The organism is Streptomyces sp. NPDC006552, from assembly GCF_040611655.1.
GTDB lineage: Bacteria > Actinomycetota > Actinomycetes > Streptomycetales > Streptomycetaceae > Streptomyces.
On record NZ_JBEXOS010000106.1, the window covers coordinates 1 to 16,002 of the forward strand.

A 16,002-nucleotide genomic window follows, 5' to 3' on the forward strand; every position below is an offset into this window, starting at 1 on the left:
GTCGGTGTGCAGGACGTACAGGATCCCGCACAACACCTGGCGGTCCGGGACCGGCAGGCGACCGGGGTACCGGAACCGCCGCTCCTTCTTCGGCAACAGCGGCTCGATCCGCTCCCACAAGTCGTCCGGCACGATCCACGGTGAAGTTCCCACAGCCTGGCCAACGCTCAACTACCCGGTCAGGCACGGCTGCCAGGGACGATGCACCTCATTGTGTTAGCCGTTCTAAGTACCCATCGGACCTGATGGGTTCGCTGCTTGGACGTTAGACTCACGCATGCTTGGGCCTTGAGAGTGCCGGATACCAGCTCGGGGGAACTCACTGCATGCAAGCAGGAGCATCAGGTTCCTTATTCTGCACAGAAAAGAGGATTCTGGTGAAAACCGGCCTAAATGCCGGACATGGGTCAGCGGCCGACTGACTGGATCAGTTCATGCTCGCCACCGCAGAAGCCAGCGGAATAGCGCCGGACGTACAGCGAGATCGCGCGCGATCGATGAAGCTGCCGGGAGAGGGGACATCTCATCTAAGGACTGCAGATGATTAACACGTGGTCTTGATCAAGCTGTTGGGGTCACTGCGCAGGGCTCGAACCCGAGGCGGAGGGTGGAGAGCGGAGGGTGGAGGGCGGAGGGTGGAGGGTGGAGTGGCCGCCGGTGGGATGACGATGCTGTGCGCCTTCACCAGCTTCCTGATCCTCAGCAGGGTGCGGTGCATGGCGGTCCGACTGCTGTCGAACAGTACGGCGAGGGGTTCCGCGGCCAGGGCATCCCGCAGGTGAAGGATGGCTGCCAGGACCTGGTGGTGGGGGGGAAGGCGAGCCGGGGCGGGCGGCCGCGCTTGACGTCGCCGTGGAGGGACAAAGTGCTGGTGAGATCGCTCAGTTGCTGCAGGGACATGCCCGGTCAGGGCGGGGTCAGACAGAAGAGCGTGGTCCCCCTCCGGGGCCGGCCTCTGCGGAGACCGGAAAGCCTGCAGACACACTTAGCAGTGTGCTGGACGGACTGCGAGCGCTGGAAGAAGCCGCTCGGACTGACAGGGAGGAAGTCGAGCAGCCCGCGTGGAGTTCGGGGAGTCGGACGCCAGGGGTCCTCGGTGCGCTGCGTTGGTGGCGCCGGTGGGCGATGCACCGCGGCTTCAGGCGCTATCGCACTCGATGCCTCAATTTGCGTGGAAACGCACCCCATCACACGAGCTGCCAGGCTCGTTCCGTCGTCCATGACAAGAGGTCCTTGGTATGCCTAACAACCCTGAAAGGGAGAACGCTCTCGCTGAACGACACCGAGTCGTGGTGATTGTGGATGAAGACACGAGCCCCTTCGAGCTCGCCTGTGCAAGCGAGATTCTCAGTGCTCAGAACCCAGGAACCAGCAGAAGCCTCTACGATCTGGTGCTTTGTTCACCCACCCATCCACCACGAGTATGGGACGGGCCCGTCAGGCTGAACGGGATCACCAGCCTGTCAGTAGCCGACCAGGCACATACTCTGGTGGTCGCCACCGCGGCCACGAAGGTAGAGCCGCACGGCAGTGCCGTCTCCAGAGCGATCCAGCGGGTGCATGCACGCGGGGTGCGCCTCGTGGGCCTCTCCAACGGAGTCATCACCTTGGCCGAGGCCGGGGTGCTTGAGGGACGCAGGGCCTCTGCGCACTGGCTATGGATGGAGGATTTCCGCCGAGGCTTCCCTTCAGTGCGCCTAGACCCAGATGCTTTGCTCGTTGACGATGGTGACATCCTCACTTCTGCAGGTAGCTCAGCCACCATCGACCTTGCCCTGCACCTCGTCCGGCTCGACTACGGACCAGCGGTTGCCAACTCCTTGAGTCGGCAACTTCTCTTCGCGCCACACCGCGTCGGTGGGCAGCAGCAATTTGTCGAGCGCGCGACACCGAACCTTCCCGATGGTCCTTTGGTGCAGGCGCTGAACTGGGCTCGAGAACACTTGGATCAGCCTCTCAGAGTGGCAGATATCGCACAGCGCGCCGCAGTCAGCCAGGCAACGCTCCGCCGACGCTTCCGGACGGAGCTGGGCACAACACCGCTGGCCTGGCTTAGGCAGGAGAGGGTTGCGTTGGCCTGTCGACTGATCGAGCTAGGGGAGATCAATTTTGAGACGGTTGCGTTTCGCAGCGGGCTAGGTTCGGTGGACAAGCTGCGTGCAGAGATTCGCAATGAGACGGGCCTGACTCCGTCTGCGTACCTGCGGCAGTTCGGGCCGCAAAATCTTGACGGTTGTAGCTAGTGCTCTGACCGGGAAGGTTCGCCGGGTTGGCGGGTCACTCGTGCTCGGTTGCGGCGGCGAGGTGACGGCGGCAGAGGTCGGCGGCCGTGAGGTGGGGCTTGTGCAGCGCTTCGCTGTAGAGGCGCATCTCACGAGCCGCCTGGTCCAGGTGCTGCCAGAAGGAGAGCGGCGGGTCGAGGTCGTCTCCGAGATCGATCAGGCAGTAGAAGGCAAGTCCCAGCTCGTTGTGCTGCAGGAACTCCAGCGTCGCTGGGAGGTCGATGCCCGGCAGGCCCGTCAGGTGTTCCCTGGCGGCTTTGAGGTGGCCATGGGTGCGGTTCCAGCTGGCCTGAAGCGCCACACGATCAATGGTCATGGCGTCAGTGTCGTTGGTGCCGCTCGGAGGGTCACGCGACTTTCGCCAGCCGTCCTCCCCAGTGGATGCCCTTCTCACTGCGGATACGGGCGCGTTCACGTCGTTGGGCGTTGAGGACGTCGGGGTGTCGTGCGTTCTTGTTGCGCCAGCGTAGGTAGCCGTGCAGGGCCCTGGTCTGGACGGTGTGGTTGCGGTGGTTCGAGTTGGCGACGGTGAACTGTCGCAGTGGCCCGAAGCGGGCCTCGATCGGGTTGGCCCAGGAAGCGTAGGTCGGGGTGAAGCACAGCTCCAGGCGGTTCCTCCTGGCCCAGCGCCACATTGTCTCGCCCTTGTGCGCGGAGAGGTTGTCCAGGATCACGTAGATCGGGGCGCCGTCCGGGCGGGCCACGCGGATCGACCTGAGTGCGGCCAGGGTGTTCGCGGCCCCCTTCTTGCGGCGGTTGACGCCCCACAGGGTGTCGTCGCCGATCGAGTAGCAGCCGTGCAAGTACCTCACGCCGTGGGTGCGGTGGTAGGTCGCGGGGTACCGCTCGGGGGGGACCTGCAGGGGCCCAGGACGAGCCGCCAGAGGGGCGGATGCCGAGCGGGCCGAACTCGTCGAACGCGAACACACGGTCCGGGAAGCGCTCCAGGACGTGCTCGATGCGGTCGAGCTTGGTGTCGCGGTCAGGGTCCGGGGACTCCTTCCAGGTCTTGGTGCGCTGGAAGGTGATGCCGCGGCGGGTGAGCAGGCAACGTAATGCCTCGCGTCCGATGCGGATGGCGCGGCCGTGGACTTTGCGCAGGTAGGCGGCGAGTTTGCGAATGGACCAGCGGGTGAAGGGCTGGCCGAGCTTGATCGGGCGGGTGGTGGCCGTCTGGAGGACGAAGTCCTCGTCGTCAGGGCTGAGCAGGCGGGGACGGCCGCCCAACGAGGATCCAGACAGGCCAGGCCGATCTCGTTGTAGCGGTGGATCACGTCCCTGACGGTGTCCTCATCGGCTGGACCAGCTGTGTGATCACCGGGACCCGGTTCCCGCCAGCCGAGGCCAGCAGCATCGTCGGTAGCGCACCGAACTGGTGCTGCCGCGGCGCACGATCTGCTGCAGCTTCTGCGCTTCCTGGTCGGTCAGCCTGCGCACACGGACAGGTTCTGCCACCACGCCCCCAATGATCGATGGCGCCGCACACCCAACCGTCACGACCACCTACCCGGCGAACCATCCCGGTCAGAGCGCTATCCGCTGCGCACGCCGGTGGCGACGACGTTCAGGCAGGGTTGGCCGCGGCCCGAAAGAACCGTGAGCTGGAGGAGGGACGTGACATTCTCCGCAAGGCGGCCCGGTATTTCGCGACGGAGACGCGCTGGTGACCGCTGTCAGTTCGTTGACGACCACCAGCGCCGGCACGGCGCGAAGCGGCACTGCAACATCCTCGGCCTCTCTCGCTCGAGTTCCTACTAATGGCGCCGCACCGCGGCCGCAAGGGCGGCCCGGCAGTTGGTCGAGGCCGGGCTTGCAGCCCGGATAAGCAAGACCCATCAGGACTCCGACGGCACCTATGGCCCCCGAGATCACCGCCGAGCTCCGTGACGAGGGCGGCCGGGTGGTCAACCACAAGCGGGTCGCGAGGACATGCAGACCGTCGGCATCAAGGGGGTCCGCCAGCGCCGCCAGCACCGCACCAGCATCGCGGACCAGGCGGCGTCGAAGGCGCCGGATCTGACCCGCCGTGACTTCACCGCGGCCACGGTGAACACCAAGTACGCCGACGACATCACATACTGCCGGTCAAAGGCGTGAATGCCGCTCTACCTCGCATACGTCGTCGATTTCGGCTTACGCCGTCTGGTCGGGCGGGCGATCGCCGATCACATGCGAACCGAGCTCGTCATCGATGCCCTCGCGGCGGCCGAGCGGACCCGCGGTGGCCGGAGCGGTGTTGCAACGACCAGTTGAATCCGCTCAATATACGAGCAGGGCCTTCGCTGAGATCTGCAGGCCCGCAGGGATCCGGCAGAGCATGGGAGCGATCGGAGTCCCGCGCGGACAATGCTGCTGCGGAAAGCTGCACCCCCGCCTTCAAGAGGGACGCTCAAGGGCCGCAAAGGCCGGCCGAACGAGTATGCGGCACGACTTGACGCCTTCTGCTGGCTGACCCGATACAACACGGGACGCCGGCACTCCCGCCTCGGGGTCAAGGCCCCTGCGCGTTTGAGCCGGTAGGTGGGCATCTTGCGTTCGACGACACGGGTTGACTGCGGAGGCGACGCTGAGGCAACAAGCGGGCCAGAAATCGTCCCGGAGCCGGGCCGGTGCCGTGACCAGCAGCTCCGGGGGAAAATGCCCGGCATTGTGGTGACACCGCGCCGGGCAGCAGGCAGGGTGACGATGAAGGCGTTCCGGTCGGGATCGACACCTTTGACGGTCGCAGATCTGGCATCAGCTTGCGAAGAGCATGGTGGACTAGGAGATATGCCCAGATCTGCTGCCGCACGTCATCAGGAGTCCTGCTGGCCAGCACCACGCCAGGACCTCGCTGATAGGTCTTGATCTCACCGAGCACGTACGCGATCTCCCAGCGTTCGCAACACAACGCGGCCAGTTCGCGGGCGGATACCCCTCGCCGTCCAGCAGATCTGTCACCAGTCGGTGCTCCTGCGGGTCGGCCGCAGGCACACCCGCCAGCCGGTAGACGATCACGCGGACACGCACCGGATGCTTCTTCCTTCCATCACTCTGTGCGTGGATCCGGGACAGCCAGGAGCCGTCGCCAGGCGCTGCTGCACCGGCAGTACCCGGTTCGCGGGCACCCGCCACAGCAGACGGCACCCGGTTGCGGTGAACGACCGCCACAGCGGAACCCCGAGGAGCTCCCGGTCGGGCAAAACCAGATGACCGGGCTCGCACGAGCGGACCAGACGGGCGACCAAGGTGAACTAGCCGGTGCGTAAGCCCTCCACCTCCGCATCGAGCACCGCCTGAGTGCCGACCTCGACCAGAGCGGTCAAAAAAAGCTTAGTAAGAGGTTGTCCCACGTGGCAGGTTCCACGAGCTTCTTGAGTAGCTCAGGGCAGTGGCCATGGCCAGGCTTCGGCTCTGCCGGTCTTTGCGGTGCACGTACGGGATCTTGAGGCCACGAGTAACCCATGGCAGGCTCAAGCCGCATGATCGATGAATTCGCGAAGGACAGCCTGCACGGGAGGCTGCGGCGGGACCGCGAGGCGCTGCTCTGGAAACTCGACGGCCTGTCCGAATATGACGCCCGCCGACCTTTGACGGTGACTGGAACCAACCTCCTCGGCCTGGTCAAACACGTGGCCAGCGTCGAGGCCAGGTACTTCAGCGAGGTCTTCGACCGGCCGGCTCCGGAACCGCTGCCCCGGTGGCAGGACCATGACGGCAGCGATCTGTGGGCGGCTGAGGACGAGGCGCGCGATCAGATCATCGAGTCCTACCGACGCACGTGGGAACACTCAGACGCGACGATCGACGAGCTTGCCCTCGATGCCCCCGGCCACGTGCCGTGGTGGCCGGAGCCCTATCCCAACACGAACCTGTTCGCCATCCTGGTCCACGTCCTCGGCGAGACAAACCGGCATGCGGGGCACGCCGACATCCTGCGCGAAGGCGTCGACGGCCGAATCGGGATGCGCCCCGAACACGAGATGCAGATCGATGAGGACGCCCGCACCGCCTACTGCGCCAAGATCGAGCAGGCCGCCAGAGCGGCCTCGCCAGTCAAGGCGTAGAGGGCTGTCCCATGTGACTTGATGTTCGAGCGGCATGATGCCTGCCATGAGTGCTGATCTGTCGCAGCGTCTGGTTCCTGATGAACTCTGGGAGCTGGTTGCCCCGTTGCTGCCGTCGTTCGCGGCTCGACCGCAAGCTGGCGGGACCACTCCGCGTGACGGGCGGGCCGTGTTCACCGCAGTGGTGTACGTGCTGACCAGCGGCTGTGCCTGGCGGCATCTGCCGCCGCCGTTCGGCACGTCCTCCGCCACCGCGCATCGCCGCTTCACGGTATGGACCGAGATCGGCCTGTGGCGTCGGTTGCATCGGGGGGTGCTGGACGAACTCGGGATCCGGGGCGAGGTGGACTGGACCTCGGCGATCGTCGACGCAGCCTCCGTCCGCGCCAAAGGGGGGATCGCTGACGGGGCCGAACCCGGTCGATCGCGGCAAGAAGGGCAGCAAACTGCACGTGCTGTCCGATGCCCAGGGCATCCCGCTCGCCGTCGCCGTGTCAGGTGCGAACATGCACGACAGTTCTCGCCCTCAAGCCGCTCATCCGCGGCATCCCCGCCGTCCGGTCCCGCACCGGGGGCCACGGCTGCGCCGGCCCGTCAAACTCCGTGCGGACACAGCGTACTTCTCCGCCGAACACCTCAGCTGGCTACGCGAGCGTGGGCTCGTCGCGCGCATCGCGCGGCCAGCATCGAGTCTGGCGAACGCCTTGGTCGGCACCGCTGGAAGATCGAGCGGTCCATCGCTTGGCTCTTCGGCTACCGCCGCCTGACCATCCGATACGAACGAAAGGGCTCGCACTTCCTCGCCTTCCTCGGTCTGGCCGCTGCCCTGACCTGCTATAAGAGGCTCGCGAAACTTGCCACGTGAGACACCCTTTAAATCACCAGCGGGGTCGGAACAGGTCGCACTGAAGTGCGTCCACCCACCACCAGTCGCCGGTAGACAACTTTCAGCCGAGTCCCACCGTTCGCCGTACAGACCCGATCCCGCGAAGTGCGTCCCCGGCTGCCCATGAACCCGCCCTGTGGCGAACGGTGGTCCGTATAGGGTCGATTCGGTCTGTGCCGAATCGTTGTGCACTGTTACTTGGTTTCGCTAGCCTGACGGTCGGTTTCAGTTGTCCGCAGTCGCTCTTTTCAACGGAGATCCAGATGCAGGTGGACGTTGCCCGAATGTGGGATACATTGATCGATCGCCAGTTGGTGCCCGAAAGCTGCCAGGCATCCTTTCTAGTCGGCTCATCCGCCAACGGCTGGGGCAACAACAAGAGCGATTTCGACATATGCGTGGTAAGCACGGAACCGTGGGGGGGTCCCGACTGCGTCGAGACTTCGGTGCTTCTCGAGCCCCCGGTCGTTCAATGGCACACCTTCCACTCCGACAACCGCGACTGGGATCTCGCCTACTGGGTGGACACTCAGTTCGACCAGCTGCTCGCCAAGCTTTCCTGGGACAGCTATGACCAGGTCCGCGCCAACAGCGGGGATGTGCTCCCACCGCGGGAGGAGGTGCTCCTCGGACGGCTGGCGACGTGTCAGCCTTTGTTTGGAGAGGACTGGGTGCTGCGGCGGCGCGCCGAACTAGAGGTTTCCGCCTTCCAGTCCATCCTCGTTACCAGGTCCCTCGGCGAAGCGGACCGGGCTATCGAGGACAGCCTCGGGCAGTTGGAAGACGGTGATCTGGACAGTGCTGTGCTCTCGGCGCGGCAAGCCCTCGGCTATGCTGTTGACGCGCTGCTGGAGGAGCAAGGGCAGTTCGGAAGCCACCTGGTCAAGTGGAGGGCACGCCGCTTCCGGGCGGCCAAGCCCACGGTGCTCAGTTTTGACAAGTACTGGGAACTTGAGACGATGCAGGGCTTTGACCCCAGCGATCCGTCTAGGTGGATTAACGCGGTTCTCACCCTGTGCCAAGACCTGTCACTCAAGATAGAGGTCTGAGCGACGCTCCATGATCCGAATACACGTCGATGAGCTAACCCTCGGACGGGTACGTATCGCGATCAGCCCGTTGTGGGAGGCCGTTTCGAGCTTGGCGTTGACCATTCGGTATCGTAGCGAGATTCCACACCCTTACGCGAAGTGGCTCGCGACCGCGCGCCGCCAGGTTTCGCCCGCGTTGCACCATGAGCTGATCGGCATGATGCGAATGCGCGGGGTCAGCCTGTCGTCCTCTCTCACACCAATCCCGCACTGTTCCTCACCCTCCATCGAGGACGAGCTGGAGGTTCTGCGGGCATCAGGGCACCACAGATTCGCCGAGCTCACAGGGGACTACTGGAGCGCTGCGATCGCGGCCTACTGGCCCGATATGCGCGGCGCTTTGGAAGAAGAGATCCTGGTACGTGGCCGCACCCTGGTTACCGGGGGAGCAGACATGATGCTGCGCGAGCTGGGCGGACGGGTTCGTTGGGAACGCCCGGAGTTGAGCGTTCCACATCAGACCGATTTGGACTGGTGTATGACGGATGGTCACTTGATTATCATCCCCGTGCTGTTCGCGCGTGGCACGAGGGTCTTTTCAACCCGGCACGACACAGTTGCGTTCTCTTATCAGGCACAGAATGCCGGAATTCTCCGTGGCCCTGCCGGCGCCGCGAGGAGGGCCGCTGGCGAGGTGCGCCAGAAAGACAGGCTGACAACCATTCTTGGGCGTGGGCGGGCGGCAGTCCTGCGCGGGCTGCATGCACCGGCCACTACCACAGGACTGGCTAGCTCCACCGGCCTGGCACCGAGCACCGTGTCACAGCATCTGGCCGTGCTCTACTCAACGGGTCTCGTACGGCGCCATCGGATAGGCCCGCGCGTGCTCTATGAGTTGGCGCACTCAGGTGCCGTCCTGCTCGCTCAACTCGGCGATTGAGCCCTGTGCCTGGAGAGACCTGGTGTGAGAAGCACACGTCAGTCTCTTGACTCGCTCAGTCCCTGGGCAGGTTGCGGATCATCGGAACGGAGAGTAGCAGGCAGACGGTAACCAAAAACATTACCGAGGAGAAGTACAGCACTGGTACCGCGCCGAGTGAGAGGGCTACCAGTCCGCCGACCACCTGTCCAACCGGTCGCATGACCACGGATCCGGCGACGTCATAGGCGTGCACTCTTCCCAGGACGTCGGAGGGAATTTTCGTCTGCACACTCGTGTGGAACATGACCAGCCAGAATGCGGAGGCCGCGCCGTCCATGAGATAACCGCCAGCAAGTATCGGCGGGGGCAGCCGCATGGCGACCACCAAAATGACAAGGGGGCCGCCGACGGCCAGAGCGACAGCACCGGCCCGCAAGGGATATCGCGGCCTGAGACGAGCGGCAACTAGCCCACCCAGGACGGCGCCTACGCCGAACATCGACATGATGACACCGAGAGCTGTCTCTCCGTGCTCGATGGTGATGAGACTCGGCCCGAGGGTCATGAAGGGACCGTTCACGGTCACTTGGAAGAACATGAAGACCACGATTACGCTCCAGAGCCACCTACGCGCTCGGAACTCCTGCCACCCCTGGGCGAGGTCGCGCCGGAGGGACACCTGCCGCTCTACATGTGGGATTCGCAGCCGCAAGGCGAGCAGACAGGCGGCGCTAACACCGAACGTCACGGCGTCGATCGCCATGACAACCGGAACTGACGCGAGGACGAGAAGCAGCCCGGCCGCGGCAGGCCCGGCCACCGTCGCCAGTGATTCCGCGACTCGAATCGCCGCGTTGGCCTTCTGTACGTCATGGGCGATCCGTGGAATGAGGCTGCCGAAACCGGGCTGAAAGGCCGCCGAGGCGCACCCACTCAGCGCAAGCAGCATGAGGACCACCCAGAGAGTGGGCCTGCCGACCGCGAATGCCACCACGAGAGCGCTGTGAATAATCAGCCGAGCTATGTCTGCGGCGACCATAACGCGTACAGGAGTGAACCAGTCGACTATAACACCGCCGAAGATGACAAAAAGTGCCAGCGGAGCGGTATAGGCGGCGAGCGCATAGCCTACTCCCGAGACCCCGTGCCCGGCTTGCAGCACCGCCACCGTGATCGTGGTTGGAAGAAGCATCTGATCGCCGAAAATCGACACGGTTCGGCCTGCAAAGAAGAGCGTGAAATCCCGGGACCATAGACGCTCTAGTGGCTGAAGCGTTTCAGGGGAACAGACCATGCTATCGCGCCGACTTCGTGAAGTCGTAATCGACACGATCCTCGATCTCCAACTCGCGGACGAGACGCTCCACTGTGGAGAAGTCGGTGAAAATCATGTCCGTTCCCGGCAAGCTGCGTGTATCGGCGATGATCTCAACAGCGCTAGGGATACTGACAAACTGGAGAATCTCTGACCATAGCTCGTAGTCCTCTGCCGCCAAGGCCCGGATTGCCTCCCCGATAGAACCGGCGAATAGGTCGCGCTGCTCCTTGGTGAGGTGGATGAAGACGTCCTTCATCAGTTCAGCAACGATAGGGCCGTGCGCCGCCTCATCCCTGGCATGAAGGCGCGCCACGAGTGAATGCATGGGGTGAATCGTTTTGTCCTGTGCGAGCAACTCCAGGAAGTTGTTGATGTGGAGTTCTCCAACCACCGTCCAGACCAGGAATAGGATGTCCCGCTCCCATTTCTCACTCCGCTGCGCAGTGAGCTCGAACAGACGCTTATTCGTCACCGGATGGGAATAGTCCGGCTCCAGCGTTAGGCTGCGGGCCCCCTTCGTACGCTGCATTGCCGTCATGTGCATGTAGGTGTGCCATACCTCGTCGATGTGCGACTGCTGTACTGCCTCCTTGGCCTCGTACCGATCGATGCCAGGGAACACTCCATGCGCGAGCATCGCGAACGTGGGATTAGCGACGTGCTCTTCAGCCGCGATCACCCGGGCGTTGTAGGCCTGCCACGCCAACGTGTTCACCAGCCGGCGCGACGCCTCCGGAGCGTCAACGAAGTTCGGGTGCTTGGCGAAGGGAATGAGGTGTTCCGGATAATCCGGTAGACCCGACGCAACGGTCTCGGAACCCATGAAATCGGCCATGTCCGTGCGGATGGTAGCCCGTCGCGGCCATGCTGCAATCAGACGCCTCAGAGTGCTCGGGCCCACATGCGGCTCGGATTCAATGTTTTCGATCCCGAGCTCCTGGGGCTGAACATGGCTCATGAAGGTGTCCCCTTTTTTCGTACGTGCGGAAAAGTGGCTGCCGGCCTGACTCCGGCTCAAGGTACAGAGGACCGAGCCCATCGGGTCAGGTATGCCTTGCAAGTCCATTCATGATTGGAGGCGGGCGGGCGAACTGTCAAGGAGGCCAGGAAAAAACGTTCGGAATATTCGGTCGCGATACGACCGAACGAACCTCCATCACGCCGGATGCACACAGCTCAAAGGGGGTGTGGTCAGCCAGGGCAGGCTGATATAGGCCTCTCCACGAGGGCCCGATACAAATCGGGAGATTCGGCAGACAACGAATCGCTATACGTCGCCGTATGCGGGTAGTTACCCTGGTGGCCTGTCGTGCAGGTATCAAAGGATTCGAATTGAGCTATATCTCTGAATTGCGTGCGAGTGTGGGCACGCGCCCACTTATTCTTCCTGGAGCCGCCGTGATTGTCGTGGATTTCAGCGGGCGAATTCTGCTCTTGGAGCGCGCCGATACCGGAGGCTGGGGGTTGCCGGGAGGATTCATGGATCCCGGAGAGTCCCTTGAGGAGACCGCGCGGAGAGAGGTGATGGAGGAGGTCGGACTCGAAGTTGACGAGCTGAGACTGATGAACGTCTTCTCCGGACCGGAGCAGTATTACCAGTATCCCAATAAGGATCGAGTCTTCAATGTGACCGCGGCCTACACAGCCACAGTTCGGGACTGGTCGCACCTAAAGCAGGATCCATCGGAGGTTTCTGCGGCAAAGCTCTTCGCCCCGGGTGACTTTCCAGCCGACCTGATCGCACCGGAAGTGCCGATTTTGGAACACTACTCCAGATTTGTGAGTGCCTCTCGGTGACCGACACTACCAATTTTCCCTCTCGGCAAGCATACTTGACCTTTCTGGAATCCCTGCTCCGGGAAGCAGCCGAAATAGCCCTATCTTTCCCACGCGGCCTGTCTGCCCGCATCAAGGACGCCGATCCGAACCAGGTCGTGACGAACGCCGATCTGGCCATCGGGACAAGGCTCAAAAGTCGCATTCATGAACGTTTCCCGCATGACAGCGAGATCGATGAGGAATGGGGAATAGTAAGGGGGACCTCTGCCATCACATGGGTGATCGACCCCATCGACGGGACTTCCAACTTCGCCGCAGGAAGTCCTCTATTTGGTGTCATGGTCGGGGTTCTTGAGAACGGCATGCCTGTAGCAGGCGGGGTGAGCCTTCCGGCGTTCTCCGAGACATACGTGGCCGAGGTCGGGCATGGAGCGTACGTGAACGGAAACAAACTCGAACTCAAAGCTGGGGGTGACATGACAGAGCAACTAGTCGCCTACGGTATCGATTTCCACCCATCGGAGACGGCACACGATTACCGAACCATGGAGAACATCGCATTCCGCTGCCGAGGGATCCGCATGAGCAATAGCATATTCGATTGCATGATGGTCGCAAAGGGTGTTTACGCCGCTTCCATGCACCGCCGCAATCGTATCTGGGACTGCGTTGCCCCACACGTCATCATCCAGGAAGCCGGTGGAACTTTCTCCACGATGGAGGGCGACGTTCCAGATTACCAAAATCCCCTGACAAAAACTAAGCAGGTGTACTCGATGCTGGCCTGCAACTCTGATTTCCACAGGGCTGTCACAGATATCACGCGAGCATAATTACTCGACCTACAAAACGCATCACTCTGGCCGTCCATGTCATGGAGCTCTCATTGATTCCGCTGGTTTCTGTCGACGTCCAGGACGCCGAACCACTCGTCCTGGAAACCCTACGATCCGGGCATATATCCCAGGGCCCTATGGTGGAGCAGCTGGAACGGGCCGTCGCGGAGGTAGTCGGCGTTAAGCACGCGATTGCGGTCAACAGCGGTTCCGCGGCCCTGTCCCTCAGCCTGGAGGCCTTGGACCTGCAAGCTGGAGACGAGGTCATCACCTCCCCCTTCACCTTCGTTGCAACCTTGAACGCCATCATCGCAAGCGGCGCCACAGCCAGGTTCGCAGACATCCGTGCTGATGATTTCAATATTAACGCAGCACTGGTGGGCGAACTGGTGAACGAACACACGAAGGTGTTGTTGCCAGTGAGCCTGTACGGCCAGACACCAGACATGACAGCAATTGAAAGGACCGCCTCGGCGCATGGACTGGCGATTGTCGAAGATGCGGCCCAGGCCATCGGTGCAGCATTTCATGGGCGGCCGTCGGGAAGCTTCGGAATCGGTTGTTTTTCTCTTTATGCGACCAAAAATGTGGCAGCCGGTGAAGGTGGCATCATCACGACTGAAAGCGACGAGATCGCTGAGCGTACCCGCATGATGCGTAACCAGGGAATGCGCAGCCGGTACGATGTCGAGTATATTGGCGGAAACTATCGACTATCCGACCTACACGCGGCGGTCGGCCTATCCCAGATCATCCGCCTCAGCGAGTTCTCCGAACGCCGCCAGCACAACGCCAAAAAGCTTTCTAAGGGCCTGGACGGGATTAAGGGCCTTAAGGTTCCTCACGTGATAGACGGAAACAACCACGTGTGGCACCAGTACACGATCCGTGTCACAGCAGACGCCTCTTGTACGCGAGCAGAGGTGGCGGCCAAGTTGGCTAACTGCGGAATTGCCACGGGCGTGCACTATCCTCGTCTCGTCTTCGACTACGAGTGCTACAGAAAGCACCCCCAGGTGGTGGTGCCGGAGGTTCCCGTCGCATCCAGGATCACAGAGGAGATCCTCTCTCTGCCGGTTCACCCGCGGCTCTCCGACTCGGACCTGGAACGGATCATTGACGAGACCAGAGCGGCTTTTTGCTCATGACCAGGCCAGGTGTCCCGCGGGTCCTCTTAGCCGGGGCCGGCGTGATGGGGAGTCATCACGGCAGGATCCTCGCCGAAAGCCCACGCTGTGAGCTGGTAGCGGTGGTGGATCCGGCCCAGGATCGCGGGCAGGCGCTGGCAGAGCGGTTCGGGGCGGATTGGCTGCCGACGATCGGGAATCTGTCCACGGTGGACGCGGTAGTCATCGCTTCCTCGACCGACCAACACCGCGGAATCGCGTCGGATGTGCTGGCGGAAGACATCCCGCTCTTCGTGGAGAAGCCTCTGTGTGCGAGTCTCGCCGACAGCAGGGAACTGATTGACACGGCACTGCGACGGGGTGTGCCGCTGATGTGCGGGTTCGTCGAAAGGTTTAACCCTGCCGTGCGGCAGGCGCTGTCGCTCGTGGAGGATCCTCGTTCTGTCCAGACGCAGAGGTTCTCTGGCTACTCCGCCCGCATGCATGCTGGCGTTACATGGGATCTATTGGTTCACGATATCGACATCAGTCTGCGTATATTCCCGGCGGGAGTACCGAAGGTCGTCAACGCCACCATCATACGGAAAGGCAGCAGGGATAGGATTGGTGAGGACACCGTGGAGGTTGATCTGGAATTCCCAGGGTCCCGCACCGCCGCGCTAACCGCCAGCAGAGTCTCACCCCGCCGCGAACGGCGTCTAACCATACGCGAAGGGTCCAGAACCATCGTGGCAGATTTGCTGCACCAGTCCGTTAGGGTTTACTCCCAGCCGGTCTCTCATCTCCTGCAGAAAGATGATGTGAGTCGCGGCGGCGATTTTTCAGCTTGCCTGGATTGCTCCGGACGTCGCGAACCCCTGGCGGCCCAATGGGACAGGTTCGCTGACATCTTGGAAGGTAGGGTCGACGCTCAGGCGGAGACCCGTTCTATATTGCCCAGCCATGAGGCAGTCGCGACTATCCTCGATTCCGCAGAGGAACTGAAATCGGGCGATTAACTCGTTTTGTTATTAAATAACACGGAATGCGAAGACATGCCCTCACTCCTTCCGCGCAGATTCTCTCTAAGGCCCTTCACGCCTCCCGGCCCAGGCATTGTGCGGGCGCTCGATGCACAGTTGGATGAACCGGCACAAGGAATGTTCGTCCTGCAGTACACATTGCATGCAGACCTCTCCCACCTAAGCATCCCGGCCACACGCAGACCATGCCATATGGACGAACTGTGGAAGCACACCTGCTTCGAGATGTTCGTGCGCAAGTCGCCTAGTTCTCCTGCCTACTACGAGCTCAACGTCTCGCCGTCCACTGAATGGGCTCTCTACATGTTCGACGACTACCACCAGAACAGGGCGCCGGTGCATCTATCCACGCCGCCTCAGGTGCAGTTCAGCAGGGAGCCGAGTCGTCTGCATTTGGACATACGACTGGACATGCGTGATCTGCCACATGCCGGCCGCATTGCTCTTTCTGCCGTAGTCGAGGACAACGAGGGCGATCTGAGCTATTGGGCACTGAAGCATGTCTCACGGAAACCCGATTTCCATCACCCGGACAGTTCCATCACGATGTGAGCATTGGCCGGCGAGAAGTCCCCCGGCGGGCGATGGACGCAGCGCCGGGGTGGAGGCATCGTTTCTCCGGTACGACCGTATCGGTCAGTCGGGTGAGAGTGTGGAATAAGAACGGCTAACACAATGACCTGAGTTGTCGGTGGGTGATGAGGCAGCAGGCCAGTTTGAGGAACGCTTCGTGAATGTCGGCTCGGCGTTCCC

The 16,002-nt window shown here is 62.4% G+C and carries 15 protein-coding genes and 4 pseudogenes; 13 read left to right on the forward strand and 6 right to left on the reverse strand.

Going from position 1 to position 16,002, the window contains the following annotated elements:
- Together ABZY33_RS34370 and ABZY33_RS34375 are read right to left on the reverse strand one after the other, a co-directional pair.
- A partial coding sequence (locus tag ABZY33_RS34370; protein WP_356495658.1) for a transposase occupies positions 1 to 153 on the reverse strand: 153 nt, incomplete at its 3' end.
- Positions 154 to 544: 391 nt separating this feature from the next.
- Positions 545 to 979: pseudogene (locus ABZY33_RS34375) on the reverse strand (ISAzo13 family transposase); the annotation flags it as partial.
- 310 nt (positions 980 to 1,289) lie between these two features.
- Here ABZY33_RS34375 and ABZY33_RS34380 point away from each other — a divergent pair.
- Positions 1,290 to 2,243 (forward strand): helix-turn-helix domain-containing protein, encoded by a 954-nt coding sequence (locus ABZY33_RS34380; protein WP_356495645.1) that lies wholly within the window; start codon positions 1,290 to 1,292, stop codon positions 2,241 to 2,243.
- Between the two features lie 34 nt (positions 2,244 to 2,277).
- Here ABZY33_RS34380 and ABZY33_RS34385 read toward each other — a convergent pair whose 3' ends face one another.
- Together ABZY33_RS34385 and ABZY33_RS34390 are read right to left on the reverse strand one after the other, a co-directional pair.
- Positions 2,278 to 2,598, reverse strand: a complete 321-nt coding sequence (locus tag ABZY33_RS34385) for a MafI family immunity protein (RefSeq protein ID WP_356495646.1) — start codon at positions 2,596 to 2,598, stop codon at positions 2,278 to 2,280.
- Positions 2,599 to 2,629: 31 nt separating this feature from the next.
- Positions 2,630 to 3,737: pseudogene (locus tag ABZY33_RS34390) on the reverse strand (IS630 family transposase).
- 400 nt (positions 3,738 to 4,137) lie between these two features.
- On the opposite strand from ABZY33_RS34390, the pseudogene ABZY33_RS34395 reads away from it, so the two are divergent.
- The 7 genes and pseudogenes from ABZY33_RS34395 to ABZY33_RS34425 form a co-directional block, all read left to right on the forward strand.
- A pseudogene (locus ABZY33_RS34395) lies at positions 4,138 to 4,182 on the forward strand (hypothetical protein); the annotation flags it as partial.
- Positions 4,183 to 4,211: 29 nt separating this feature from the next.
- Positions 4,212 to 4,379: a hypothetical protein gene (locus ABZY33_RS34400; protein WP_356495659.1), complete on the forward strand. Its 168-nt coding sequence runs from the start codon at positions 4,212 to 4,214 to the stop codon at positions 4,377 to 4,379.
- Complete coding sequence (locus tag ABZY33_RS34405) at positions 4,380 to 4,535, forward strand: hypothetical protein (RefSeq protein WP_356495647.1); 156 nt, start codon at positions 4,380 to 4,382, stop codon at positions 4,533 to 4,535.
- Between the two features lie 1,208 nt (positions 4,536 to 5,743).
- Positions 5,744 to 6,328 carry a DinB family protein gene (locus ABZY33_RS34410; RefSeq protein WP_356495648.1) on the forward strand — a complete coding sequence of 195 codons (585 nt, stop codon included), beginning with the start codon at positions 5,744 to 5,746 and terminating at the stop codon, positions 6,326 to 6,328.
- A gap of 46 nt (positions 6,329 to 6,374) precedes the next feature.
- A pseudogene (locus ABZY33_RS34415) lies at positions 6,375 to 7,193 on the forward strand (IS5 family transposase).
- A 284-nt stretch (positions 7,194 to 7,477) separates the two neighbouring features.
- On the forward strand, positions 7,478 to 8,263 hold the full coding sequence (locus tag ABZY33_RS34420) for a hypothetical protein (RefSeq protein ID WP_356495649.1): 786 nt from the start codon (positions 7,478 to 7,480) through the stop codon (positions 8,261 to 8,263).
- Between the two features lie 10 nt (positions 8,264 to 8,273).
- The gene (locus tag ABZY33_RS34425; RefSeq protein ID WP_356495650.1) at positions 8,274 to 9,185 is read left to right on the forward strand and encodes a winged helix-turn-helix domain-containing protein; all 912 of its coding nucleotides are present in this window, start codon (positions 8,274 to 8,276) and stop codon (positions 9,183 to 9,185) included.
- Positions 9,186 to 9,240: 55 nt separating this feature from the next.
- Here the strand turns inward: ABZY33_RS34425 and ABZY33_RS34430 are convergent, their stop codons facing one another.
- Both ABZY33_RS34430 and ABZY33_RS34435 read right to left on the reverse strand, forming a co-directional pair.
- Positions 9,241 to 10,380 carry an MFS transporter gene (locus ABZY33_RS34430; protein ID WP_356495651.1) on the reverse strand — a complete coding sequence of 380 codons (1,140 nt, stop codon included), beginning with the start codon at positions 10,378 to 10,380 and terminating at the stop codon, positions 9,241 to 9,243.
- Between the two features lie 82 nt (positions 10,381 to 10,462).
- Positions 10,463 to 11,443 (reverse strand): diiron oxygenase, encoded by a 981-nt coding sequence (locus tag ABZY33_RS34435; RefSeq protein ID WP_356495652.1) that lies wholly within the window; start codon positions 11,441 to 11,443, stop codon positions 10,463 to 10,465.
- A gap of 440 nt (positions 11,444 to 11,883) precedes the next feature.
- On the opposite strand from ABZY33_RS34435, the gene ABZY33_RS34440 reads away from it, so the two are divergent.
- The 5 genes from ABZY33_RS34440 (at position 11,884) to ABZY33_RS34460 (ending at position 15,801) form a co-directional block, all read left to right on the forward strand.
- The gene (locus tag ABZY33_RS34440; protein ID WP_356495653.1) at positions 11,884 to 12,282 is read left to right on the forward strand and encodes an NUDIX domain-containing protein; all 399 of its coding nucleotides are present in this window, start codon (positions 11,884 to 11,886) and stop codon (positions 12,280 to 12,282) included.
- Positions 12,279 to 13,097 carry an inositol monophosphatase gene (locus ABZY33_RS34445; protein ID WP_356495654.1) on the forward strand — a complete coding sequence of 273 codons (819 nt, stop codon included), beginning with the start codon at positions 12,279 to 12,281 and terminating at the stop codon, positions 13,095 to 13,097. The genes ABZY33_RS34440 and ABZY33_RS34445 overlap by 4 nt, the downstream gene beginning before the upstream one ends.
- Positions 13,098 to 13,138: 41 nt before the next feature.
- A complete protein-coding gene (locus ABZY33_RS34450) occupies positions 13,139 to 14,248 on the forward strand; it encodes a DegT/DnrJ/EryC1/StrS family aminotransferase (RefSeq protein WP_356495655.1) in 1,110 nt (369 codons plus the stop codon).
- Complete coding sequence (locus ABZY33_RS34455; RefSeq protein ID WP_356495656.1) at positions 14,245 to 15,225, forward strand: Gfo/Idh/MocA family oxidoreductase; 981 nt, start codon at positions 14,245 to 14,247, stop codon at positions 15,223 to 15,225. The genes ABZY33_RS34450 and ABZY33_RS34455 overlap by 4 nt, the downstream gene beginning before the upstream one ends.
- A gap of 216 nt (positions 15,226 to 15,441) precedes the next feature.
- The gene (locus tag ABZY33_RS34460; RefSeq protein ID WP_356495657.1) at positions 15,442 to 15,801 is read left to right on the forward strand and encodes a DOMON-like domain-containing protein; all 360 of its coding nucleotides are present in this window, start codon (positions 15,442 to 15,444) and stop codon (positions 15,799 to 15,801) included.
- Positions 15,802 to 16,002: the final 201 nt, after the last annotated feature.